This is a genomic window from Streptomyces sp. NRRL F-5755, assembly GCF_001279365.1.
In the GTDB taxonomy this organism is placed as follows: Bacteria; Actinomycetota; Actinomycetes; order Streptomycetales; family Streptomycetaceae; genus Streptomyces; species Streptomyces rimosus.
The window spans coordinates 87,539-110,120 of sequence record NZ_LGCW01000262.1 but is presented as its reverse complement, the minus strand read 5'-3'; the positions used below and the strand labels follow the sequence as shown (position 1 = coordinate 110,120).

20 protein-coding genes and 1 riboswitch are annotated in these 22,582 nt (G+C 71.5%); of the genes, 15 read left to right on the top strand and 5 right to left on the bottom strand.

The window, feature by feature from the left end:
• The first annotated feature begins 67 nt into the window (after window positions 1–67).
• The gene (locus tag ADK86_RS22365) at window positions 68–1,342 is read left to right on the top strand and encodes a L,D-transpeptidase (RefSeq protein WP_053698176.1); all 1,275 of its coding nucleotides are present in this window, start codon (window positions 68–70) and stop codon (window positions 1,340–1,342) included.
• Between the two features lie 31 nt (window positions 1,343–1,373).
• On the opposite strand, the gene ADK86_RS22360 is transcribed toward ADK86_RS22365, so the two are convergent.
• Complete coding sequence (locus tag ADK86_RS22360) at window positions 1,374–1,775, bottom strand: hypothetical protein (protein WP_003982401.1); 402 nt, start codon at window positions 1,773–1,775, stop codon at window positions 1,374–1,376.
• A 298-nt stretch (window positions 1,776–2,073) separates the two neighbouring features.
• Here ADK86_RS22360 and ADK86_RS22355 point away from each other — a divergent pair, with 298 nt between their 5' ends.
• From ADK86_RS22355 to ADK86_RS22330, 6 genes are all read left to right on the top strand, one after another.
• On the top strand, window positions 2,074–2,694 hold the full coding sequence (locus tag ADK86_RS22355; RefSeq protein ID WP_053698175.1) for a cytochrome c oxidase subunit 3: 621 nt from the start codon (window positions 2,074–2,076) through the stop codon (window positions 2,692–2,694).
• A gap of 79 nt (window positions 2,695–2,773) precedes the next feature.
• Entirely contained in the window at window positions 2,774–3,583 is an 810-nt protein-coding gene (locus ADK86_RS22350) for a c-type cytochrome (protein ID WP_003982404.1), read from the top strand.
• Complete coding sequence (locus ADK86_RS22345) at window positions 3,580–4,644, top strand: ubiquinol-cytochrome c reductase iron-sulfur subunit (RefSeq protein ID WP_053698174.1); 1,065 nt, start codon at window positions 3,580–3,582, stop codon at window positions 4,642–4,644. The genes ADK86_RS22350 and ADK86_RS22345 overlap by 4 nt, the downstream gene beginning before the upstream one ends.
• Entirely contained in the window at window positions 4,641–6,278 is a 1,638-nt protein-coding gene (locus ADK86_RS22340) for a cytochrome b (RefSeq protein ID WP_053698173.1), read from the top strand. The genes ADK86_RS22345 and ADK86_RS22340 overlap by 4 nt, the downstream gene beginning before the upstream one ends.
• A gap of 147 nt (window positions 6,279–6,425) precedes the next feature.
• Window positions 6,426–7,490, top strand: coding sequence for an anthranilate phosphoribosyltransferase (trpD, locus tag ADK86_RS22335; RefSeq protein WP_053698172.1), 1,065 nt, complete (start codon window positions 6,426–6,428; stop codon window positions 7,488–7,490).
• Between the two features lie 84 nt (window positions 7,491–7,574).
• Window positions 7,575–7,692: riboswitch (SAM riboswitch) on the top strand.
• A 172-nt stretch (window positions 7,693–7,864) separates the two neighbouring features.
• Window positions 7,865–9,247: an aminotransferase class V-fold PLP-dependent enzyme gene (locus ADK86_RS22330; protein ID WP_053698171.1), complete on the top strand. Its 1,383-nt coding sequence runs from the start codon at window positions 7,865–7,867 to the stop codon at window positions 9,245–9,247.
• A gap of 98 nt (window positions 9,248–9,345) precedes the next feature.
• Here the strand turns inward: ADK86_RS22330 and ADK86_RS22325 are convergent, their stop codons facing one another.
• A complete protein-coding gene (locus tag ADK86_RS22325) occupies window positions 9,346–9,627 on the bottom strand; it encodes an Lrp/AsnC family transcriptional regulator (protein WP_030593194.1) in 282 nt (93 codons plus the stop codon).
• A complete protein-coding gene (locus ADK86_RS22320; RefSeq protein WP_053698224.1) occupies window positions 9,624–10,343 on the bottom strand; it encodes a rhomboid family intramembrane serine protease in 720 nt (239 codons plus the stop codon). Before ADK86_RS22320 ends, ADK86_RS22325 begins: the two co-directional genes overlap by 4 nt.
• 273 nt (window positions 10,344–10,616) lie before the next feature.
• Here ADK86_RS22320 and ADK86_RS22315 point away from each other — a divergent pair, with 273 nt between their 5' ends.
• The 5 genes from ADK86_RS22315 (at window position 10,617) to ADK86_RS22295 (ending at window position 16,337) form a co-directional block, all read left to right on the top strand.
• Window positions 10,617–10,856 carry a hypothetical protein gene (locus tag ADK86_RS22315; RefSeq protein WP_003982413.1) on the top strand — a complete coding sequence of 80 codons (240 nt, stop codon included), beginning with the start codon at window positions 10,617–10,619 and terminating at the stop codon, window positions 10,854–10,856.
• Window positions 10,857–10,887: 31 nt separating this feature from the next.
• A complete protein-coding gene (locus tag ADK86_RS22310; protein WP_420718873.1) occupies window positions 10,888–12,264 on the top strand; it encodes an NYN domain-containing protein in 1,377 nt (458 codons plus the stop codon).
• A 462-nt stretch (window positions 12,265–12,726) separates the two neighbouring features.
• Entirely contained in the window at window positions 12,727–13,761 is a 1,035-nt protein-coding gene (locus ADK86_RS22305) for a C40 family peptidase (RefSeq protein ID WP_053698170.1), read from the top strand.
• 235 nt (window positions 13,762–13,996) lie between these two features.
• On the top strand, window positions 13,997–15,025 hold the full coding sequence (locus tag ADK86_RS22300) for a C40 family peptidase (protein WP_053698169.1): 1,029 nt from the start codon (window positions 13,997–13,999) through the stop codon (window positions 15,023–15,025).
• Window positions 15,026–15,065: 40 nt separating this feature from the next.
• Window positions 15,066–16,337, top strand: coding sequence for a hypothetical protein (locus tag ADK86_RS22295; protein ID WP_078952184.1), 1,272 nt, complete (start codon window positions 15,066–15,068; stop codon window positions 16,335–16,337).
• Here ADK86_RS22295 and ADK86_RS22290 read toward each other — a convergent pair.
• The gene (locus ADK86_RS22290; RefSeq protein WP_053698168.1) at window positions 16,294–17,715 is read right to left on the bottom strand and encodes a glycosyltransferase 87 family protein; all 1,422 of its coding nucleotides are present in this window, start codon (window positions 17,713–17,715) and stop codon (window positions 16,294–16,296) included. The genes ADK86_RS22295 and ADK86_RS22290 overlap by 44 nt on opposite strands.
• A gap of 162 nt (window positions 17,716–17,877) precedes the next feature.
• Here ADK86_RS22290 and ADK86_RS22285 point away from each other — a divergent pair, with 162 nt between their 5' ends.
• Entirely contained in the window at window positions 17,878–19,020 is a 1,143-nt protein-coding gene (locus tag ADK86_RS22285) for a glycosyltransferase family 4 protein (protein WP_053698167.1), read from the top strand.
• Window positions 19,021–19,105: 85 nt separating this feature from the next.
• Here ADK86_RS22285 and ADK86_RS22280 read toward each other — a convergent pair whose 3' ends face one another.
• Window positions 19,106–20,902: an AMP-dependent synthetase/ligase gene (locus ADK86_RS22280; RefSeq protein ID WP_053698166.1), complete on the bottom strand. Its 1,797-nt coding sequence runs from the start codon at window positions 20,900–20,902 to the stop codon at window positions 19,106–19,108.
• Between the two features lie 285 nt (window positions 20,903–21,187).
• Here ADK86_RS22280 and ADK86_RS22275 point away from each other — a divergent pair, with 285 nt between their 5' ends.
• On the top strand, window positions 21,188–21,964 hold the full coding sequence (locus ADK86_RS22275) for a metallophosphoesterase family protein (protein WP_003986814.1): 777 nt from the start codon (window positions 21,188–21,190) through the stop codon (window positions 21,962–21,964).
• A 140-nt stretch (window positions 21,965–22,104) separates the two neighbouring features.
• Entirely contained in the window at window positions 22,105–22,581 is a 477-nt protein-coding gene (locus tag ADK86_RS22270) for an SRPBCC family protein (RefSeq protein ID WP_003986813.1), read from the top strand.
• Window position 22,582: the final 1 nt, after the last annotated feature.

Here is a 22,582-nt window from a genome sequence, read left to right as displayed (position 1 = left end):
TGTCCGGGCCCGCCCGTTTGCAGTCCTCCAGCGCGCCGTGGCCGGTGAACCTTCCTACTTTGAAGGCATGAGCCACCGACCACGCCACCGGACGGCGCTGGGCTGCGCCTCCCTGCTGACGCTCCTGGCGGGGGGCGCCACCGCCTGCGGCGGTTCGGACGCGGACCCGCTCTCGGAGACGCCGTACGACGCGGCCGGGCAGATCTCGGCCAACGCGCCCGGCGGCGACGAGAAGGCCGACCCGGACAAGCCGCTGGAGATCACCACCACCGGCGACGAGGCCCGGATCACGGACGTGACCGCCACCGACGCCTCCGGCCGCTACATCAGGGGCGAACTGGCCGCGGACGGCAAGCAGTGGCACACCACCGTCCCGCTGGCCGCCGGCACCCGCTACACGGTGCGGGTGAGCACCGAGGACGAGGACGGCGCGCCCGGCCGCAAGATCCTCCAGATCGACACCAAGGACACCGGCGACCGGCTGAACGTCAAGTTCGGGCCCGACAACGGCACGTACGGGGTGGGCCAGCCCGTCACCGCGCAGCTGAGCAAGCCGGTCAAGGACCCCAAGGCGCGTGCGGTCGTGGAGGGCGCGCTCAAGGTCGAGTCCACGCCACGCGTCGAGGGCTCCTGGCACTGGGTCGACAGCAAGACGCTGCACTTCCGGCCGAAGGAGTACTGGCCCACGCACGCCACCGTCGACGTGCACAGCAACCTGGAGGGCCTGAAGATCGCCGGCGGGCTGTACGGGGGCCCCGCCAAGCCGGTGAAGCTGCGTACGGGGGACCGGGTGGAGGCGGTCACGGACGCCGCGGCGCACACCATGACGGTCACCCGCAACGGCGAGGTGATCAACACCATCCCCGTCACCACCGGCAAGCCGGGCTACTCCACCCGCAACGGCACCAAGGTCGTGCTGGGCAAGGAGGGCTTCGTCCGGATGCGCGGCGACACGATCGGCATCCCGTCCGGCAGCTCCGACTCCTACGACCTGCCGGTCTACTGGGCCACCCGGGTGACGTGGAGCGGCGAGTACGTACACGCGGCGCCCTGGTCGGTGGGGTCGCAGGGCGCCGCCAACGTCAGCCACGGCTGCACCGGCATGAACACCGAGAACGCCAAGTGGTTCTTCGACACCGTGCAGGTCGGCGACCTCGTCAAGGTCGTCAACAGCGGCGGCGAGACCATGACGCCCTTCGACAACGGCTTCGGCGACTGGAACATGCCGTGGAAGGAATGGCGCGCGGGCAGCGCGCTGGACAAGAACAAGCCCAGCACCACGGGTGAGCAGGAGCAGCGGCCGGGTCCTGAGAATGCTGCCCGGCTGCGCCCCCAGGTCTGAGGACCCCTCAGGAGGGCCCTCAGAGGGCCGCTCAGGCCCCCGTCAGGAGCCTGCGGCGCAGCAGCCCGGCCAGGGCGTCCGTGAACTCCACCGGGTCCACAGGGTGCGTCACAGCGGCGTCCGCGCGGCTCCACGTCGCCAGCCAGGCGTCCTGCGGGCGCCCGATGAGCACCAGCACCGGCGGGCAGTGGAAGATCTCGTCCTTGATCTGCCGGCACACGCCCATGCCGCCGGCCGGCGCGGTCTCCCCGTCCAGCACGCACGCGTCGATCCCGCCCTGCTCCAGGGCCTCCAGGACGGCCGGCAGGGTCGCGCACTCCAGGATCTCCACCGGCGGCACGTCCGCGGCCGGCCGGCGGCCCGTCGCGAGCCGTACCTGCTCGCGGGTGTCGGCGTTGTCGCTGTAGACCAGCACCGTGGCAGTCGCCTGCATCGTTCCTCCACGCATCTCGGCAGTACGGCTTCGGACGGGGCCACGCCCGGACGCCGCCGGGAGGTGCCTCCTGCGCGGATGCTACTGCTCGTACGGCCGTGCGCAGGAGGGTTCGGCGCGATCCAAGATCTGGCCGACGGGCCGTCAGGACTGGTCACGGCGGGGGTGTGCGGCCACCCGGCGGGCAGCGCCTACCTCCTTCGGGCGACGGCCGGGGTGGGCCGTACGAGCAGGGCATACGCCCTTGACACACCGAACGGCACCCCCCGGAGTGAGGGCGGGATAAGCGACCGACATAATGTCGGTCGTGGCGACAGCAACGACAGTAGAAACCGGGCACGCGCACCCGTCGGTCAATCGGCCGAACCTCACCAGCGTCGGAACCATCATCTGGCTGAGTTCCGAGCTGATGTTCTTCGCGGCCCTCTTCGCGATGTACTTCACCCTCCGATCGGTGACCGGGGCCGAGTCTTGGAAGGAATCCGCCGATGCGCTGAATCTTCCGTTCTCCGCGACGAACACCACGATCCTGGTACTCAGCTCGCTGACCTGCCAGCTCGGTGTGTTCGCGGCCGAGCGCGGCGATGTCAAGAAGCTCCGGACCTGGTTCGTGATCACCTTCATCATGGGGGCGATCTTCATCGGTGGGCAGGTCTTCGAGTACACCGATCTGGTCAAGGAAGAGGGCCTCTCGCTCTCGTCCAGCCCGTACGGCTCGGTGTTCTACCTGACCACCGGCTTCCACGGACTGCACGTGACGGGCGGACTCATCGCCTTCCTGCTGGTCCTGGGCAGGACGTACGCGGCCAAGAGGTTCACCCACGAACAGGCCACCGCGGCCATCGTCGTGTCCTACTACTGGCACTTCGTCGATGTCGTCTGGATCGGCCTCTTCGCCACGATCTACCTGATCCGGTGACCGGTCCCGTACCGGAACCGCACTTCAGACAGACATAGCCAAAGCATCGACGCAGAAGATCCTGACACCGGGGTAATCCGTGAAAAAGCTCTCCGCACGACGGCGCCATCCGCTGGCGGCGCTCGTCGTCCTACTCTTCGCGCTGGCGGTCACTGGGGGGCTGTACGCCGCGTTCGCGCCTGCGGACAAGGCCCAGGCCGATGACACCGCCCAGTCTCTTGCCATCAAGGAGGGCAAGAAGCTCTTCGCCGTCGGCTGCGCCAGCTGCCACGGCACCGGCGGTCAGGGCACCTCCGACGGCCCGAGCCTGGTCGGCGTGGGCGCCGCCGCCGTCGACTTCCAGGTCGGTACCGGCCGGATGCCGGCGCAGCAGCCCGGCGCCCAGGTGCCGCGGAAGAAGAACATCTACAGCCAGGCCGAGATCGACCAGCTCGCCGCGTACGTCGCGTCGCTGGGTGCCGGTCCCAACGTGCCGAACAAGGACCAGTACAGCAAGGACGGCGCGGACATCGCCAAGGGCGGTGAGCTGTTCCGTACGAACTGCGCGCAGTGCCACAACTTCACCGGTAAGGGCGGTGCCCTGACCAACGGCAAGTTCGCACCGACGCTCGAGGGCGTGGACCCGAAGCACATCTACGAGGCCATGGAGACCGGCCCGCAGAACATGCCTTCGTTCGGTGACGGCTCGCTGTCCCCGCAGAACAAGAAGGACATCGTGTCCTACCTCGGCGCCGTCAACAGCGACGACACCCCCAGCCCCGGTGGTCTGGGCCTGGGCGGTCTCGGACCTGTCACCGAGGGCCTCTTCGGTTGGATCGCCGGCCTGGGCGCGCTGATCGCGGTCGCCATCTGGGTCGCAGCCCGGACTACGAAGGCCAAGAAGTCATGAGTGAGACTGGACGACACGAAGACGTGCCAGAAAAGAACCTCCCCGGTGAGCGGGACACGGCTCACGGCGGCGCGGTGGACACGGCGGACAATCCCTTCGCCGACCCGGGGCTGCCGCCCCACGAGCACCGCATCCAGGACATCGACGAGCGGGCCGCGAAGCGCTCCGAGCGCACCGTCGCCCTGCTGTTCACGGTGTCGATGCTGGCGACGATCGGCTTCATCGCCTCGTACGTGATCTTCCCGGTCGACAAGATCGTCTACATCTGGCCGTTCGGCCACGTCAGCGCGCTGAACTTCGCGCTGGGCCTGACGCTGGGTGTGGCCCTCTTCTGCATCGGCGCCGGCGCGGTCCACTGGGCCCGCACGCTGATGTCCGACGAGGAGGTCGCCGACGACCGGCACCCGATCGAGGCGGCCCCCGAGGTCAAGGCCAAGGTCATGGAGGACTTCCGGCAGGGTGCCAAGGAGTCCGGCTTCGGCCGCCGCAAGCTGATCCGCAACACCATGTTCGGTGCGCTGGCCGTGGTGCCGCTGTCCGGTGTCGTGCTGCTGCGCGACCTCGGTCCGCTGCCGGAGAAGAAGCTGCGCACGACGGGCTGGAAGAAGGGCGTCCGCCTGGTCAACCAGTCCACCAACCTCCCGCTGCGTCCCGAGGACATCGCGGTCGGCTCCCTGACGTTCGCCAAGCCCGAGGGCCTGGAGGAGGACGACGAGGAGTTCAACACCAAGATCGCCAAGGACGCCCTGATGCTCGTGCGGATCCAGCCGCAGAACATCAAGGACAAGCAGGAACTGGACTGGTCGCACGAGGGCATCGTCGCCTACTCGAAGATCTGCACCCACGTGGGCTGCCCGATCAGCCTCTACGAGCAGCAGACGCACCACGTGCTGTGCCCCTGCCACCAGTCGACCTTTGACCTGTCCGACGGCGGACGCGTCATCTTCGGCCCCGCCGGACACGCCCTGCCGCAGCTGCACATCACGGTGAAGGACGGCTTCCTCGAAGCCGTAAGCGACTTCGCGGAGCCCGTCGGCCCGAGCTTCTGGGAGCGCGGATGAGTAACGAGACGAGCGCGACCACCACGCGCCGCGGCCAGGCGCCGCGGGGCGAGCGGATCGCCGACTGGGCGGACGGCCGGCTGGGCATCTACAGCCTCGCCAAGTCCAACATGCGCAAGATCTTCCCGGACCACTGGTCTTTCATGCTGGGCGAGATCTGCCTCTACAGCTTCATCATCATCATCCTGACCGGCGTCTACCTGACGCTGTTCTTCCACCCGAGCATGGCCGAGGTGACCTACCACGGCTCGTACGTGCCCATGCACGGGATCCGGATGACGCAGGCGTTCGAGTCGACGCTGGACATCAGCTTCGACGTGCGCGGCGGTCTGCTCATCCGGCAGATCCACCACTGGGCGGCCCTGGTCTTCCTGGGCGGCATGATGGTGCACATGATGCGGGTGTTCTTCACCGGCGCCTTCCGCAAGCCGCGCGAGGTCAACTGGCTGTTCGGCTTCCTGCTGCTGGTGCTCGGCATGTTCACCGGCTTCACCGGCTACTCGCTGCCGGACGACCTGCTCTCCGGCACCGGCGTCCGGTTCATCGAGGGTGTCATCCTGGCGATGCCGCTGATCGGCTCGTACCTGCAGATGTTCATCTTCGGCGGGGAGTTCCCGGGGCACGACATCATCCCGAGGTTCTTCACGATCCACGTGCTGCTCCTGCCGGGCATCATGCTCGGCCTGCTGGTGGCGCACCTGATCCTGGTCTTCTACCACAAGCACACGCAGTTCCCGGGTGCAGGCAAGACCAACAAGAACGTCGTCGGCATGCCGCTGCTGCCGGTCTACATGGCCAAGGCCGGAGGCTTCTTCTTCCTGGTCTTCGGCGTGATCTCGGTGATCGCGGCGGTCGCCAGCATCAACCCGGTGTGGGCCATCGGCCCCTACCGGCCCGACCAGGTGTCCACCGGCGCCCAGCCCGACTGGTACATGGGCTTCGCCGAGGGTCTGGTCCGTGTGATGCCCGGCTGGGAGTGGGACATCTGGGGCCACACCATCAACTTCGGTGTGCTGATCCCGATCCTGATCTTCCCGCTGGTGCTGGTGGCGATCGCGGTCTACCCGTTCGTCGAGTCCTGGGTCACCGGCGACAAGCGCGAGCACCACATCCTGGACCGCCCGCGCAACGCCCCGACCCGTACCGGCTTCGGTGTGGCCTGGCTGATCGCGTACCTGGTGATGCTGGTCGGCGGTGGCAACGACCTGTGGGCCACCCACTTCCACCTGTCGATCAACTCGATCACCTGGTTCGTGCGGATCGCGTTCTTCGCGGGCCCGATCCTGGGCTTCATCGTCACCAAGCGGATCTGCCTGGGCCTCCAGCGCCGCGACCGCGACAAGGTGCTGCACGGACGCGAGTCCGGCATCATCAAGCGGCTGCCGCACGGTGAGTTCATCGAGGTGCACGAGCCGCTCAACCAGGAGCAGCTGCACGTGCTCACGCAGCACGAGCAGCCCAAGCCGTTCGAGATCGGCCCGGAGGTCGACGAGAACGGTGTCGAGCGGAAGGTCAAGCGGTCGACGAAGCTCCGCGCCAAGCTCTCCAAGAGCTACTACGGCGAGGACAACGTCATCCCGAAGCCGACCCCGGAGGAGTACAAGGAGATCACCAGCGGCCACGGCCACCACTGATCCCCGCCGTGTGACGCACGGCAGTACCACCGCGTAAGTACGCCACCCAGAGGGCCCCGTTCGAGGATCGGACGGGGCCCTTCGGCATGCCCGGACGCCGGATAGGGTTTTGCGCATCAGCAGGACACGAATCCAGGAGTGTGGACCATGAACGTTGCGACCCCGAACGGCGGCGACAGCGTGGCGGCCCACACCTGGCCGGCCGTACTGGACGCGCTCCTCCAGGGCCGTGACCTCAGCGCCGACGACACCGCGTGGGCGATGGACCGGATCATGCGCGGCGAGGCCACCGACGCGCAGATCGCCGGGTTCGCGGTGGCGCTGCGCGCCAAGGGCGAGACCGTCGCCGAGATCTCCGGCCTGGTACGGACGATGTACGCGCACGCCAACCTCATCGAGGTGCCGGGGCCGAGCGTGGACATCGTCGGCACCGGCGGCGACGGCGCCAAGACCGTCAACATCTCCACCATGTCCTCGATCGTGGTCGCCGGCACCGGCGCCAAGGTCGTCAAGCACGGCAACCGCGCCGCCTCGTCGGCCAGCGGCGCGTCCGACGTGCTGGAGAAGCTGGGCGTCAACCTCGACCTGACGCCGCGCCGGGTCGTCGAGGTGGCCGCGGAGGCCGGCATCACCTTCTGCTTCGCGGTGAAGTTCCACCCCTCGCTGCGGCACGTCGCCGCCGCACGGCGCGAGCTGGGCATCCGTACGACCTTCAACGTGCTGGGCCCGCTGACCAACCCGGCGAAGGTCCGCGCCCAGGCCACCGGCGTCGCCGACGCGCGGATGGCCCCGATCCTGGCCGGTGTGCTGGCCGAGCGCGGCTCCTCCGCGCTGGTCTTCCGCGGCGACGACGGGCTGGACGAGCTGACGACCACCGCCACCTCCAAGGTGTGGGTGGTGCGCGACGGCGCCGTACGGGAGGAGACCTTCGACCCGCGGGACGTGGGGATCGACCTGGTGCCCGTGGAGGCGCTGCGCGGCGCCGACGCCTCGTACAACGCCGACGTGGCGCGCCGCCTGCTGGGCGGCGAGCACGGGCCGGTGCGCGACGCGGTGCTGCTGAACTCGGCGGCGGCGCTGGTGGCGCTGGCGCCGACCGGGGCGCCGCTGGCCGAGCAGATCGCGGCGGGCATCGAGCGGGCCGCCGAGGCCATCGACTCCGGCGCGGCCCGCCGGGCCCTGGAGCGGTGGGTGGCGGCCAGCAACGCCTGAGCCGGCGGTGATGTGACGCAGGGCTCGGTCCGGATCGCGGACCGGGCCTTGCGCGCGTCTGTTCGTGTGGCATGATGCTGCGCAGGTCACGAGTGACAGCGACTACGGCCCCGGCCCGCTGTCCGGCAACCCTCCGTCCGTGGCGGGGTGCCCCGGGTGATGACCAGGCCGCAGGCAGCGAGGTCTGCGGCAAGCGCGGATCCCTCGTGCCAGGGATCCTGGTCCTTGAGGGAGATCTCTCGTGATGCAGCGAATGCGTTAGGGCCGTCCGGCCCCGTTTTCCGCACCCTTTTCTTCTTTCACCGCTGTCGGCCGGCCCCGCTCAGGCGTGTGCGCCCCGCAGCGAAGTCGCCCTGCCTTCACGGGAGTTCGCCATGCCTGTTTCCGCTGCCGCCACCGATTCCGCTTCCGCCGTCTGCGCCCCGCTGCCCGTGCTGGGTCGCGACGTCCTGGTCCCGCTCGTCACCGGCGGCGAGGTCGAGTACGCGGCGCTGGACATCGCCGCCAGCGCCCCCGCGCTCCAGCGCGTCTGGGACGACGTGGCCGCGTACGCCCCGTACTACGGCAGTGTGCACCGCGGCGCGGGCTACCTCTCGCAGCTGTCCACCGACCTGTTCGAGAACAGCCGGGCGGAGGTGGCCCGGTTCCTCGGGGTCCGGGAAGGAGACCAGGTGGTCTTCACCCGTTCCACCACCGACTCGCTCAATCTGCTGGCCGCGGTGCTGCCCGCGGACACCCGGGTCTTCGTCTTCGAGACCGAGCACCACGCCTCGCTGCTGCCCTGGGAGCAGCGCACGGACGTCGAGGTGACCTACCTGGACGCGCCGCGCACGCCGGGGCAGGCGGTGGACACCCTGGAGCGGGCGCTCGCGGAGCGCGAGCCGTACAAGAACGCCCTGGTCTGCGTGACGGGTGCGTCCAATGTGACCGGTGAGCTGTGGCCCGTACGGGAGCTGGCCGCGGCGGCGCACGCGCACGGCGCGCGGATCGTGCTGGACGCCGCCCAGCTCGCCCCGCACCACCCGGTCGACATCGCGGAACTGGATGTGGACTGGGTGGCCTTCTCCGGCCACAAGCTGTACGCGCCCTTCGGCGCCGGTGTGCTGGCCGGGCGCGCGGACTGGCTCCAGGAGGCGGAGCCGTACCTCGCGGGCGGCGGCGCCAGCCGTACGGTCGCGCGCCGCTCCGACGGCGGGGTGGACGTCGAGTGGCACACCACCGCCGCCCGCCACGAGGCCGGTTCGCCCAACGTCATCGGCGCCTACGCCATCGCCGCCGCCTGCAAGGCCCTCACCGAGGCGGGGTTCGAGAACCTGGTCGCCCGGGAGCAGCACCTGGTCGAGCGGGTACGGGCGGGCCTCGCCGAGGTGCCCGAGGTGACCGTGCTGTCGCTGTTCGGGGACGACGCGCCGCGGGTGGGCGTGCTGTCCTTCGTGGTCCGCGGCTGGAACAGCTCGCACTTCGCGGCGGCCCTCTCGGCGGAGTACGGAATCGGCGTCCGCGACGGGCTGTTCTGCGCGCACCCGCTCGTACGGACCCTGCTGGGCGCCGAGTCGCAGGCGCCCGGCGAGTGCGGTGCGCCGGAGGGCGCGCCGGGGGAGAAGAGCCTGAACGCCATCCGGGTGAGCTTCGGCGCCGGTACGCCCGACGAGCACGTGGACCGCTTCGTACGGGCCGTCAAGGAGCTGGTCGCGGACGGCGCGCGGTGGAGCTACCGCACCGAGGACGGGCGCTGCGTGCCGGACACGGCGGCGTAGCCCTCAGGACCACCCTGCCGCGGCGCTCCGCTGTCCGGGCGCCGCGGCGCGGGTGACGCCGGCGCGGGCGGGCACAGCCGCCCGCGCCGGCCAGGCTCTCAGGCGTCCAGGCCGATGGCGAAGGCCGCTTCCAGGTCGTGCTGGGAGTACGTACGGAAGGCGATGTGCGTCTCGGTGGAGGCGACGCCCGGGATCTTGCTGATCCGGCCGGGGATGACGTCCGCCAGCTCGTCGTGCTGGGCGACCCGCACCATCGCGATCAGGTCGTGCGCACCGGTGACCGAGTAGACCTCGCTGACGCCCTCCAGCGCGGCGATCTTCTCCGCGATCTCCGGGATGCGGTCCACACTGGTCTTGATGAGCACGATCGAAGTGATCACGGCTGGCTCTCTCCCTCGGTCGCCTGCTGCTTCGCCGTTCCGGCGGACCCCACACTACCCGTGGCCGCGACGGCGTCCCGCGGCGGACAGGGGGCGGGCCGGTAGCGCACCCAGGCGTAGAGGAAGCCCAGGGCGAAGCCCACGACATGGGCCAGGTAGGCAACGCCCGGGGTGCTGGGGTCGCGCTGCGCGGCGAGCCACTGGAGGACGAACCAGAAGAGCAGCACGATCCAGGCGGGGAAGCGCAGCGGCAGGAAGAAGAGGAACGGGTAGAGACTGGTGACCCGGGCCCTGGGGAACAGGTACAGGAAGGCTCCCAGCACTCCGGAGATCGCCCCCGAGGCGCCGACCAGGGTCTGGCCGGAGGCGGCGTGCGCGGCAGCGTAGCCCATCAGGGCCAGGTAGCCGGTCACGACGTAGAAGACGGTGAACGGCAGCCGGCCCATCCGGGATTCGGCCATGCCGCCGAAGACGTACAGGAAGAGCACGTTGCCCAGCAGGTGCAGCCAGCTGCCGTGTACGAACAGGGCGGTCAGCGGGGTGAGCAGTGCGCGCGGCGAGCCGCTCCACAGGTCGCGCGGGATGACGCCCCACCGTTCGAAGTACGCGGTCTGGGCCTGGACGACGGCGTCGCCGGTGCCGTATATGCCGTTGAGGCCGGAGGCGGGGCCGAGGACGAAGAGGACACAGCACACGGCGATCAGGACGTTCGTCATGCGGGAGAACACGGTCAGCACCGAGCGGACGCGGGGCGTCCGGGGGATCAGGGGCGGGGCCGTCATGAAGTGATCATGGCTCAATGGGGGCATTCGGGACAGAGCGCCTCGCCGCGTCCCGCCTCTCGGCCGGGGCCCGCACCGTACCGGCATCAGGCCGTAGGGTACGGGCAGTACCCCGCGTACTTCCGCAGTCCGACGGCGCACCGCGGGAAGCCCCCGAACGACAGCACGAGCCCCGCTCGCCCGAGCGTGACGAAAGAGGACGACACCATGGCTGTTCCCCTGCCGACGGACGGGACCCGGTGGCGCTGCACGCTGTGCGGCAACCTGACGCGCTTCGATGTGACCCGCCGGTCCGAGGCCGTGGAGTACCTCCATTTCGACCTGGCCGGGGAAGCGAAGGTGGAGGAGCGCGAGGTGCGCAGTGAGAGCATCGAGTCCGTGCGCTGCCGCTGGTGCAACGCGGTCGACCAGATCGAGCTGGTGGACCGGCCGGGCGCGAGCGCCTGAGTCGAGCGCCTGAGATCGGAGCGATGCAGCAGTGGTGGAGCGTCCAGATGGGCCTGCGGGGGCGGAGCGCGATGCCGAGGCCGGTGCGGCCGCGGCGGACGAGGTGCTCGACCGTCCGTTGCCCGAGGGCGTGCGGCGCCGCGTCGTGGCGCTCACCGCGGAGGCGTTCGGCGGCCTGACGGTCACCGAACTTCCGCCGCCGCTGCGGCAGTACGCCCGGTTCACCCCCAGCCGCCGCGCCAAGTTCGCGGGCAACGCGATGGCGGCGGCGCTGGAGAACGACGCGGTCTTCCGGCAGCGGATCGCGAGCCGGCTGCGCGAGGCCCAGCCGGAGCTGGCCGAGGCGCTGGACAACGGCACCCCGCCCGCCGCCGCCGACCCGCTCGATGTCGCGGCGGCGGCCTATGTGCTGCGCCCCGAGGGCTGGGTCAAGCTCGTCGCGGCGGCCGGTGAGGAGGCGCAGCGCGCCCGCGCCGAGCGGGCCGGCGAGGAGGCGGAGCGCGAGCTGGCGGCGCTGCGCGAGGAACTGGCGCGGGCCCGCGCGGAGGCGCGGAGCGAGGCCGAGCGCGTCCGCGGCGACCTGGACGCGCTGCGCAAGGAGAACGAGTCGTTGCAGCGCAAGCTGCGCAGCGCGCTCAGCGACGTCAAGCGCGGTGAGGCGGCGGTGCGCAAGGCCGTGGCCGAGACGGAGTCCGTACGGGCCGCCGCCGCGCAGGAGAAGAGTGCGGCCGACAGTGAGGTGCGCCGCCTCAAGGCCCGGATCGCGGAGGCCGAGGGCTCGCTGGAGGCCAGCCGCCGCGCCACGCGGGAGGGCCGCAGCGTCGAGGACATGCGGCTGCGGCTGCTGCTGGACACCGTGCTGGATGCGGCCCAGGGCCTGCGCCGCGAACTGGCGCTGCCGCCCGCCGACACACACCCGGCCGACACCGTCGACGCCGTGGCGCCGGGGAAGATGACGCCGAAGGACATCGCCACGCGCGCGCTGTCGGAGACCGACCCCGCGCTGCTCGACCAACTGCTGGCGCTGCCGCAGGCCCACCTGGTGGTGGACGGCTACAACGTCACCAAGACCGGCTATCCCACGATGCCGTTGGACAAGCAGCGGCTGCGGCTGCTGGGGGGCCTGGCGGTGCTGGCGGCGCAGACGGGCGCGGAGATGACGTGTGTCTTCGACGGCGCCGAGCTGGCCGCGCCGGTGCTGCTCGCGCCGCCGCGCGGGGTGCGGGTCCTGTTCAGCAAGCCGGGTGTGACGGCCGATGAGCTGATCCGCCAGCTCGTACGGGCCGAGCCGCCCGGCCGCCCGGTGGTGGTGGTCTCCACGGACCGCGAGGTGGCCGACGGCGTCGCCAAGGCGGGGGCGCGGCCGGTGGCTTCCGCCCTGCTGCTCAAGCGGCTCGCCCGCACCTGAACCACCGTGGGCTGCGGGTCGTACGGTCCGTTCGTGCGATTCGTGCGATCCGTACTATGCGTACGACTTGTCCGGAACGCGGGACAGCCGGGGTGGTGCGGGAGGTAGGTTCCGGGAAGTGCCGCCGGGGGGTTCGAGGCCGGTGCGGCGCGCGGGACGGAGGTAAAGGTGTACCCATCAATGAGGCATCTCATGCCTGCCGTTCGTGCCTGAGTGTCAAGTGACCGCTACTGCCTGTGTGATGTTGGTAAAGGATGAGGAGCATCCGGGAGTTTTTTCCGGTGAGGATTTGAAGCGATCACAACTCGGTTACTAAGGTCATGCCTCGACCCTTCATGCAGTTGATCATCCATCCGGGATGAACAGTGAAGGAACCGCCAGATCCGCGGCGTTGGCGCGGAGCCGGGGTCCAGCTACCCCCCACTCCCGGTAGGCGGCTGAAGGAAGAAGGAGCTCGCCTCCGTGGCGTCCCACCGTCGACCCAAGCAGCCGAGCCGCACGCGTGTCACTGTGCTCACCGCGACCGCGGCCGCGGCCGTCGCCCTCTCGTCCCAGGCCGCCCATGCCGACCCGAAGCCGAAGAAGGAAGACGTCAAGTCCGAGGTCGACAAGCTCTACGAGCAGGCGGAGCAGGCCACCGAGAAGTACAACGGGGCCAAGGAGGACCAGGAGAAGCTGCAGAAGGAGGTGGACAGCCTCCAGGACAAGGTCGCCCGCGGCCAGGGAGAGCTGAACCAGCTCCGCAAGGGCCTCGGTTCGGTCGCCTCCGGCCAGTACCGCAGCGGCAGCATAGACCCGTCCGTGCAGCTGTTCCTGTCCGGCGACCCGGACACCTACCTCGAAAAGGCCGCCACGCTCAACCAGCTGAGCGGCAAGCAGGCCGAGCAGCTGAAGACCATCGCGGACAAGCAGCGGCAGCTCGCGCAGGAGCGCGCGGAGGCCGCGTCCAAGATCCAGGACCTCTCGGAAACCCGCAAGGCGCTGGGTGAGAAGAAGGACGAGATCAAGGGCAAGCTCGCCAAGGCGCAGGAGCTGCTGAACACCCTCACCGCCAAGGAGAAGGAAGCGCTCCAGAAGGAGGAGCAGCAGAAGAACCGCTCCAGCCGCGGCAACGAGCGCCCCGACCTGGGCAACGACACACCGGCCTCCGGCCGTGGCGCCGCGGCGCTGTCCGCCGCCGCCTCCAAGATCGGCTCGCCCTACGTGTGGGGCGCCACCGGTCCGTCCTCCTTCGACTGCTCGGGCCTGACCTCCTGGGCCTACCAGCAGGCCGGCCAGTCGCTGCCGCGCACCTCGCAGGCGCAGGCCAACGCCGGTACCCGCATCAGCTCGCAGAGCGCCCTCAAGCCGGGCGACCTGGTGCTCTTCTACGGCGACCTGCACCACATCGGCCTGTACGCGGGCAACGGCCAGGTGCTGCACGCGCCGAAGCCGGGCGCGTCCGTGCGCTACGAGTCGATCAACAACATGCCCTTCCAGTTCGGCGTCCGCGTCTGACGCGGACCGGCCGCCGCTGCCGCCCGATCGGGCGAATTGCGGTGGCCGCCGCTGACTTCACGCCCCGCCGGTGACCTGCGCAGTCACCGGCGGGGCGGCTTTTTGCGTACCGGCAGGGCGCGTTGCGGGTCTTTGGATACGGGCCACCGGCGCCGTTACTGTCTGCCCTCGCAGTCGCCGGTCATCGACCGTCCGTCCGGGCGGCAGCGGCTGCACGGAAGGGAGTGCGGCTTTCGTGGTGTCCCACCGCCGTGTCTCACAGTCCGGCCTGGCCGGTGCGACCAGGATCACCGTCCTGTCGGCCGCCGCGGTCACCGCGGCCGCGGCCCTGTCGGCGGGCGGGGCGGGCGCCGCCCCGGCTCCGGCGCCCGCCGAGGTCACCTCGCGCGTCGACGCTCTCTACGAGCAGGCCGAGAAGGTCACCGAGGAGTTCAACGGGGCCTCCGAACGGACCCGGAAGCTACGGGGCGAAGTCACCGCCCTCCAGGACCGGGTGGCCCGCGGCCAGGAGCGCGTCAACCGGCTGCGCGCCCGGCTCGGCGCCGTCGCCTCCGCCCAGTACCGCTCGGGCGGCCTGGACCCGGCCCTGAAGCTGATGCTGTCCGAGGACCCGTCGACCTACCTCGACAAGGCGTCCGTCCTCGACCGCGTCCACGGCAACCAGGCCGGGCAGCTGCGCGAACTCCAGGGCGCCCAGCGCGGGCTGGAGCTGGAGCGCCGGGCGGCAGCCGGCAAGCTGACGGACCTGGAGGCGAGCCGGCGCGAGGTGGCGAGCCACAAGAAGGACATCGAGCGCAAACTGGCCGCGGCGCAGCACCTGCTGAACGCCCTGACCGGCGCCGACCGGGCGGCCTACGACCGGGCGAACCGCGGCGTCGGGCGGTCGCTGCCCGCCCCGTCCGGGGCGGCGCACCCCTCGGGCCGCGCCGGGGCCGCCGTCCAGGCGGTGCGCGCGGCGATCGGCGCGCCGTACGCGTGGGGGCGCTCCGGCCCGTCCGCGTTCGACTGCTCCGGGCTGATGCAGTGGGCCTACGCGCGCGCCGGAGTCGGCATCCCGCGCACCTCGCAAGCCCAGCGCGGCGCGGGACGGCAGGTTCAGGTCAGCCAGGCCCAGCCGGGAGACCTGGTCATCTACCGGGACGATGCCAGTCATGTCGCCATGTATGTGGGCAACGGACAGGTGGTGCACGCGCCGTATCCGGGCGCGCGGGTGCGGTCCGACCCCGTCGGCATGATGCCGATCTCGTCCGTAACCCGCCCCTGACCCCTGTCCGCGCTCCGGGACGGTGCTTACGATCAGCCGCGTGGCAGGTCATCAGGTACGGCGGCGGGCGGTCCGGGGGATCAGGGCGGCACTGTGCGCGGCCCTGCCGCTGGCACTGCTGGCGCTCCTCACCGGCTGCGACGACCCGGCCGGCGCGCAGGCCGCCCCGCCGGGCATCCAGCGCATGCTGGACCAGCGCGCCGCGGCCGTACGGAACCGGGACGCCGGGGCCTTCCTCGCCTCGGTCGACCCCCGCGCGGCCGGGTACCGCTCCGAGCAGCGGCGGATGTTCGCCAACCTCGCGCGGGTGCCGCTGGCCGCCTGGTCGTACGAGCTGGTGCGGACCGACGCGTTCGGGCTGCCCGCGGTCGTCGGCGCGGACGGGCGGCGGGTCGCGGCCGAGGTGCGGCTGCGCTACCGGCTCACCGGGTACGACACCGCGCCGGTCACCGCCGTCCAGTACCTGACCCTCACCGACCGCGGCGGCCGGTGGCGGATCAGCTCGGACTCGGACGGCGCGCCGAGCGGGCGGCGCAGCGCGCGCCGGCTGTGGGACCAGGGGCCGGTCGAGGTGGTCCGGGGGCGCTACAGCCTGGTCCTCGGGGTCGGGCGCGGCACCGCGGCGCTGCGCGAGCTGGCCGAGCGTACGGACGCGGCGGTGCCCGCCGTCGGCAAGGCGTGGCCGGGGAAGTGGGCCGGGCGGGTGGTGGTCGAGGCGCCGCAGTCGCTGGAGCGGATGGCGGAGCTGCTGAACGCCACCGATCCGTCGGGCTACCGGGGCATAGCGGCCGTGACGACCGGCGAGTCGGGCCCGGCGGCCCCCGCCGACCGGGTCGTCGTCAACCCGGAGGCGTACGGCGAACTGTCCGCGGCCGGCCGGCAGATCGTGCTGACGCACGAGGCCACCCATGTCGCGACGCGTACGGCCACCACGTCCGACACCCCGATGTGGCTCTCCGAGGGCTTCGCCGACTGGGCCGCCTACCGCGGCGGCGGGCGCCCGGCCGCCACCACCGCCCCCGAACTGGCCCACGCGGTCGCCAAGGGCGCGCCGCCGTCCCGGCTCCCGGCCGACGGCGACTTCCGCTTCAGCCGCAGCGCGCGGCAGCTGGCCCGCGCGTACGAGGGCGGCTGGCTGGCCTGCCGCATGATCGCCGACAGGTGGGGCGAGCGGAAGCTCGGCGCGTTCTACCGGGCGGCGGGGCACGGCGGGACGGAGAGCGCCGGGCGGGCGATGCGGGACCAGCTGGGCGTCGGCCCGGCGGAGTTCACCCGGCGGTGGCGGGCGTACGTGGCCGAGCAGCTGGGCTGACGGCCGGCACGGGCGCCGGGGCGGCCGCCTCCTCCGTACGGGAGGTGGCGACGGTGCCGGGCTCCGGCTCGGCATCGGCCCCGCGCCGGGTTCCGGGCTCCGGTTCGGCGTCCGGTCCGTGCCCCGTCCCGGCGGTCCGCCGACGGGCGCCGCCCGCGCGCTGCCGCCGTGGCCCGGTGACCGTAGAGCGCCACAGCCTGCGGCAGGCGGTCAGCGAGGCGGCCACCAGCAGGCCGTTGCGTACGGTCAGCATGACGACGCCGGGCGCCTGACTGGTCACCACGTCCGCGAACCAGACGGGGAATTCCAGCAGCGTCGCCCCGGCCGCCGGCAGCACCAGGGAGGCGGGCAGTGCCATCCGGCTCGCCCGCAGCGTCATGCACACGGCTGCCGTACCGACCAGCCAGATCATGTACTGCGGGCTGATGACCCGGCTGGTGGTGACGAAGAGGAGGACGGCGGTGAAGGCGGCGTCGGCGAGCGTGGCGGAGGTGAATTCCCGCGCGCGCAGCCGCCACAGCAGCAGCCAGCCGAAGGCCGCCGCGGTCAGGACCAGCGCCAGGAAGCTGACCAGCGGTACGTACGGGCCGACGAACTCCACCGAGCCGTAATGCAGCAGCACCTCGCCGTCCCAGCCGAACTGCCGGGCCAGGTGGAAGACGAGCGCGCCCAGCGACTCCACTTCCGTACCCCGATCGCGCTGGAAAGTGAGGAACGCCAGCCCGCCAGGGGCCCACGCGACGAGCAGCAGCGTGAGCGCCAGCGCGCCGACGGCCGCCGCGCCCCACAACTTGCGGGCCCGGAGGCCCCGCAGGGGAGCGCCGGTCAGCAGCAGCACCGGCCAGACCTTCAGCAGCGCGCCTAAGGCCACCAGCGCGCCGGAGAGGCGCGGCCGGCTGGCGGCGGCGAACAGCGCGGCGACGGCCACGGCCGTGACCATCAGGTCGTACCGGGAGTACGCGGTCGGGCCGAGCAGGGCGACGCCCGCGGTCCACACCCAGACGCCGGTGAGACGTCTGCCCGGCCGCCGGCCCGCGTACAGGAACAGCGCGAAGGCGGTCGCGTCGGCGGCACAGGCCAGCAGGAAGAAGGCCGAGGCGTAGTCCAGGAAGGGCAGCAGGCCGGGGGAGAGCACGGCGAGCGCGGCGGCCGGCGGATACTGCCAGGTCACGTCGTCCTGCGGGAAGCTGCCGGACTTCAGGACCTCGGACCAGCCGTGGTAGATGCCCGTGATGTCGCTGGTCACGTCCGGCCCCGGCAGCACCAGCACCTTGAACACGCACAGCAGGAGCACCGCCCGGGTCGCGGCCCACACCGCCACCGGCGGCGCCAGGACACGCGCGGCGTCCCACAAGGGCCGGCTGCCGGCCCTGGTCATCGGCACCTCGTCCGCCGTCCTCCGTCCTCCGTCGTCCGCCATCGTTTTGCCGCCCGCGTCCGCACGCGCGCACGACGGCCTGGCACGACCGTAGACGAGACCCGTCCGCGCCGGGGCCGTCCGCACCGGCCGTGTCCGGCGACCCGGTACTGTGCGAGGGCAATGGACAAGACGCTGATCGTCACGAACGACTTCCCGCCCCGCCCCGGCGGCATCCAGGCATTCCTGCACAGCATGGCGCTGCGCCTGGACCCGGACCGGGTCGTGGTCTACGCCTCCACCTGGAAGCGGAGCAAGGAGGGCGTCGCCGCCACCGCCCGCTTCGACGCCGAGCAGCCCTTCCCGGTCGTACGGGACCGTACGACGATGCTGCTGCCGACGCCCCGGGTGACCCGCACCGCCACCGCCCTGCTGCGCCGCCATGGCTGCTCCTCGGTGTGGTTCGGCGCCGCGGCGCCGCTCGGCCTGATGGCTCCGGCGCTGCGCCGGGCGGGCGCGCGCCGGATCGTGGCCACCACCCACGGGCACGAGGCGGGCTGGGCGCAGCTGCCCGCCTCCCGCCAGTTGCTGCGGCGGATCGGCGAGGGCACCGACACGATCACCTACCTCGGTGAGTACACCCGCTCGCGGATCGCCGCCGCGCTGACGCCGGCCGCCGCCGGCCGCATGGTCCAACTGCCGCCCGGCGTGGACGAGAAGACGTTCCACCCCGGCTCGGGCGGCGACGAGGTACGGGCCCGCCTCGGGCTCGCCGAGCGGCCGGTCGTCGTCTGCGTCTCCCGGCTCGTGCCGCGCAAGGGGCAGGACACCCTGATCGAGGCGATGCCGCGCATCCTGGCCGAAGTGCCGGACGCGGTGCTGCTCATCGTCGGCGGCGGCCCGTACGAGAAGCAGCTGCACGCCCTCGCCGTCGAGAAGGGCGTCGCGGACTCGGTGCGCTTCACCGGCTCCGTCCCGTGGGAGGAACTGCCCGCCCACTACGGCGCCGGGGACGTCTTCGCGATGCCGTGCCGCACCCGGCGCGGCGGGCTGGACGTCGAGGGCCTGGGCATCGTCTACCTGGAGGCGTCCGCCACCGGACTCCCGGTCGTCGCGGGCGACTCCGGCGGCGCGCCGGACGCGGTGCTGGACGGCGAGACGGGGTACGTCGTCCCGGGCGGCTCCCCGACGGTCGCGGCCGAGCGCGTCATCGCCCTCCTGAAGGACCCGGAAGCGCGCCGCCGCATGGGCGAGCGCGGCCGGGCCTGGGTGGAGGAGAAGTGGCGCTGGGACCTGCTGGCGGAGCGGCTGAAGGAGCTTCTGTAAGCGGCGTACAACGGCGGTATGGGCGAAGGCCGGGCGGACTGGAGGAACCAGCCGCCCGGCCTTCGTCGCAGCGTCACCCCGCCCGCTACGGGCGGTAGATCGCCTCGATCTCCTCGGCGAAGTCCTTCGCCACCACGTTGCGCTTCAGCTTCAGCGACGGCGTCACATGCCCGGACTCCTCGGTGAACTGCGTCGGCAGGATGCGGAACTTGCGCACCGACTCGGCCTTGGAGACCGCCGCGTTGCCGTCGTCCACCGCCCGCTGCACCGCGGCCAGCAGCTCCGGGTCCCGGCTCAGCTCGGTGACGCTCTGCCCGGCCGGGCGGCCGTTCTCCGCCGCCCAGCGCGGCAGGAACTCCTCGTCGAGGGTGACCAGCGCGCCGACGAACGGGCGGCCGTCGCCGACCACCATGCACTCGGCGATCAGCGCGTGCGCGCGGATACGGTCCTCGATGACGGCCGGTGCGACGTTCTTGCCGCCCGCCGTCACCAGGATCTCCTTCTTGCGGCCGGTGATCGCGAGGTAGCCGTCCTCGTCCAGGGTGCCGATGTCACCGGTGTGGAACCAGCCGTCGGACAGCGCTTCCTTGGTCGCGGCCTCGTTGTTCCAGTACTCGGTGAACAGGTGCTCGCCGTGCAGCAGCACCTCGCCGTCGTCGGCGATGCGGACCACCGAGCCGGGCAGCGGCTGGCCGACCGTGCCGATCTTCTGCCGGTCCCACGGGTTGAAGGCGGTGGCCGCGCAGGACTCCGTCAGGCCGTAGCCCTCCAGGGCGGTGAAGCCGATGCCCCGGTAGAAGTGGCCCAGCCGCTCGCCCAGCGGCGCGCCGCCGGAGATGGCGTGGGTGGCCCGGCCGCCGAGCACCGCGCGCAGCTTGCCGAAGACCAGCTTGTCGAAGAGCTTGTGCCGGAGCTTCAGGCCGAGGCCGGGCCCGGCCGGGGTGTCCAGCGCGCGGCTGTAGGCGATGGCCGTCTCGGCGGCCCGGTCGAAGATCTTGCCCTTGCCCTCGGCCTGCGCCTTGGCCCGCGCCGAGTTGTAGACCTTCTCGAAGACCCGGGGGACGCCGAGGATCAGCGTGGGGCGGAAGGCGGCGAGGTCGTCGGTGAGGTTCTTGATGTCGGGCGCGTGGCCGAGCTTTATGGGCGCCATGACCGAGGCCACCTGCACCAGCCGCCCGAAGACGTGCGCCACCGGGAGGAAGAGGAGCACCGAGGAGTGGCCGGTGCGGAAGAGCGGCTTGAGGCGTTCGACGACGTTGCCGCACTCGGCGAAGAAGCTGCGGTGGGTGAGCACACAGCCCTTGGGGCGGCCGGTGGTGCCGGAGGTGTAGACGATGGTGGCGGGGGAGTCCGCGTCGGCGGCGGCGCTGCGCTCGTCCACCTCCGCGTCGGTGATCCCTTCGCCGGCCGCGCGCAGCCGGGCGATCGCGTCCCGCTCGATCTGCCAGATGTTCTCCAGCGCGGGCAGCCGGTCCCGTACGGACTCGACGGCGGCCTCCTGCGCGGGCGTCTCCACCAGGCAGGCCACCGCGCCGGAGTCGCCGAGGATCCACTGCACCTGCTCGGCGGAGCTGGTCTCGTAGACGGGGACGGTGACCGCGCCCGCGCTCCAGATGGCGAAGTCCAGCAGCGTCCACTCGTAGCGGGTGCGCGACATCAGGCCGATCCGGTCGCCGGGCTCGATCCCGGTGGCCATCAGGCCCTTGGCGACGGCCCGCACCTCGGCGAGGAACTCGGTGGCCGTGACGTCCTCGTACCGCCCGTCGACCTTGCGGCCCAGGACGGCGACATCGGGGTGCTGCGCGGCATTGCGGCGGATCAGATCCGTCAGATTGCCGTCCGCGGGGACCTCGTACAGGGCCGGAAGGCTGAACTCGCGCAAGACTGCTGCTCCTCATTGGCGCCGGCGTCACGACGCTGTGTGCCGGCCGGCTGCGGTCCATGATCAGGCAGGGGGGGTGTTGGACTGCCCGGACGTTACCCACCGGTATCGCTGTTGGCATAGGGGTGTACGCCCAGATGTTCGATGCGTCACAGCGGTGTGCCGCGCCGTGGGACACGCCTGGGGACTGCTCAGCGCAGAGTAGACCAGGCTTTCGGTGACCGGGAAGTAACCGCAGGTCGGACCCCTCTCCCGGCGGTACGCCGTTCGATCTAGGGTGACGCCATGCGAGTGCATGTGGTCAGCGACGTACACGGCAACGGAACGGACCTCGCCAGGGCGGGCGACGGGGCCGACGCCCTGGTCTGCCTGGGCGACCTCGTCCTCTTCCTCGACTACGCCGACCACTCGCGCGGCATCTTCCCCGACCTCTTCGGCGTCGAGAACGCCCACCGGCTGGTCGAACTGCGTACCGCCCGCCGCTTCGAGGAAGCACGCGCGCTGGGCCGGCGGCTGTGGGGCGACATCGAACGCGAGGGCGGCGGCCGGATGGCCGTCATCGAGGAAGCCGTCCGCCGGCAGTACGCCGAACTGTTCGCCGCGTTCCCGGACCGGACGTACGCCACGTACGGCAACGTGGACCTCCCCCACCTGTGGCCCGAGTACGCGCGGCCCGGCACCACCGTCCTGGACGGCGAGCGGGTGGAGATCGGCGGCCGGGTCTTCGGATTCGTCGGCGGCGGACTGACGACACCGATGAAGACCCCGTACGAGATCAGCGACGAGGAGTACGCCGCCAAGATCGAGGCCGTCGGCGAGGTGGACGTGCTGTGCACCCACATCCCGCCGGACGTCCCCGAGCTGTGCTACGACGTCGTCGCCCGGCGCTTCGAGCGCGGCAGCGCCGCCCTCCTGGACGCGATCCGCCGCACCCGCCCCCGCTACGCGCTGTTCGGCCACGTGCACCAGCCGCTGGCCCCGCGGGTACGCGTCGGCGCCACCGAGTGCGTGAACGTCGGGCACTTCAACGCGACGGGAACGCCGTACGTCATGGAGTGGTGACGGCCTTCCCGGGACCTTCTCCGGGGACGGCCGGGACCAGCGGGGAGCCTGTCCGGGGCGCTTCCCCCGCGCGGTAGCCTTCAGCAGCAGGGATACGCGTCTGGCGGACCGGCACGAATCGGCATGGAGGAGTCACGGCGATGGCCGAACACACCAGCTCTAGCATCACGATCGAGGCGGCACCCGCCGAGGTGATGGGAGTGATCGCCGACTTTGCCCGCTATCCGGACTGGACCGGCGAGGTCAAGGAAGCCGAGATCCTCAGCAAGGACGAGCAGGGCCGCGCCGAGCAGGTCCGGCTGCTGCTGGACGCCGGCGCGATCAAGGACGACCACACCCTCGCGTACAACTGGATCAGCGACCACGAGGTCAGCTGGTCGCTGGTGAAGTCGCAGATGCTGCGCACCCTCGACGGCTCCTACCGGCTGGTTCCGCTGGCCGGAGGGGCGCACACCGAAGTGACGTATCAGCTGACCGTGGACGTCAAGATCCCGATGCTCGGCATGATCAAGCGCAAGGCGGAGAAGGTCATCATCGACCGCGCGCTGGACGGGCTGAAGAAGCGCGTCGAGAGCGGCCCCGCCGCCCCGGCCGACGGTGCGGCCAAGAGCCTCTGAC

Coding starts and splice junctions, on each gene's coding strand:
- ADK86_RS22315 (WP_003982413.1), top strand. CDS start 10,617: ATGGCTGTTCCCCTGCCGACGGACGGGACCCGGTGGCGCTGCACGCTG.
- ADK86_RS22340 (WP_053698173.1), top strand. CDS start 4,641: ATGAGTAACGAGACGAGCGCGACCACCACGCGCCGCGGCCAGGCGCCG.
- trpD (WP_053698172.1), top strand. CDS start 6,426: ATGAACGTTGCGACCCCGAACGGCGGCGACAGCGTGGCGGCCCACACC.
- ADK86_RS22345 (WP_053698174.1), top strand. CDS start 3,580: ATGAGTGAGACTGGACGACACGAAGACGTGCCAGAAAAGAACCTCCCC.
- ADK86_RS22320 (WP_053698224.1), bottom strand. CDS start 10,343: ATGACGAACGTCCTGATCGCCGTGTGCTGTGTCCTCTTCGTCCTCGGC.
- ADK86_RS22360 (WP_003982401.1), bottom strand. CDS start 1,775: ATGCAGGCGACTGCCACGGTGCTGGTCTACAGCGACAACGCCGACACC.
- ADK86_RS22270 (WP_003986813.1), top strand. CDS start 22,105: ATGGCCGAACACACCAGCTCTAGCATCACGATCGAGGCGGCACCCGCC.
- ADK86_RS22285 (WP_053698167.1), top strand. CDS start 17,878: ATGGACAAGACGCTGATCGTCACGAACGACTTCCCGCCCCGCCCCGGC.
- ADK86_RS22275 (WP_003986814.1), top strand. CDS start 21,188: ATGCGAGTGCATGTGGTCAGCGACGTACACGGCAACGGAACGGACCTC.
- ADK86_RS22365 (WP_053698176.1), top strand. CDS start 68: ATGAGCCACCGACCACGCCACCGGACGGCGCTGGGCTGCGCCTCCCTG.
- ADK86_RS22290 (WP_053698168.1), bottom strand. CDS start 17,715: ATGACCAGGGCCGGCAGCCGGCCCTTGTGGGACGCCGCGCGTGTCCTG.
- ADK86_RS22355 (WP_053698175.1), top strand. CDS start 2,074: ATGTCGGTCGTGGCGACAGCAACGACAGTAGAAACCGGGCACGCGCAC.
- ADK86_RS22330 (WP_053698171.1), top strand. CDS start 7,865: ATGCCTGTTTCCGCTGCCGCCACCGATTCCGCTTCCGCCGTCTGCGCC.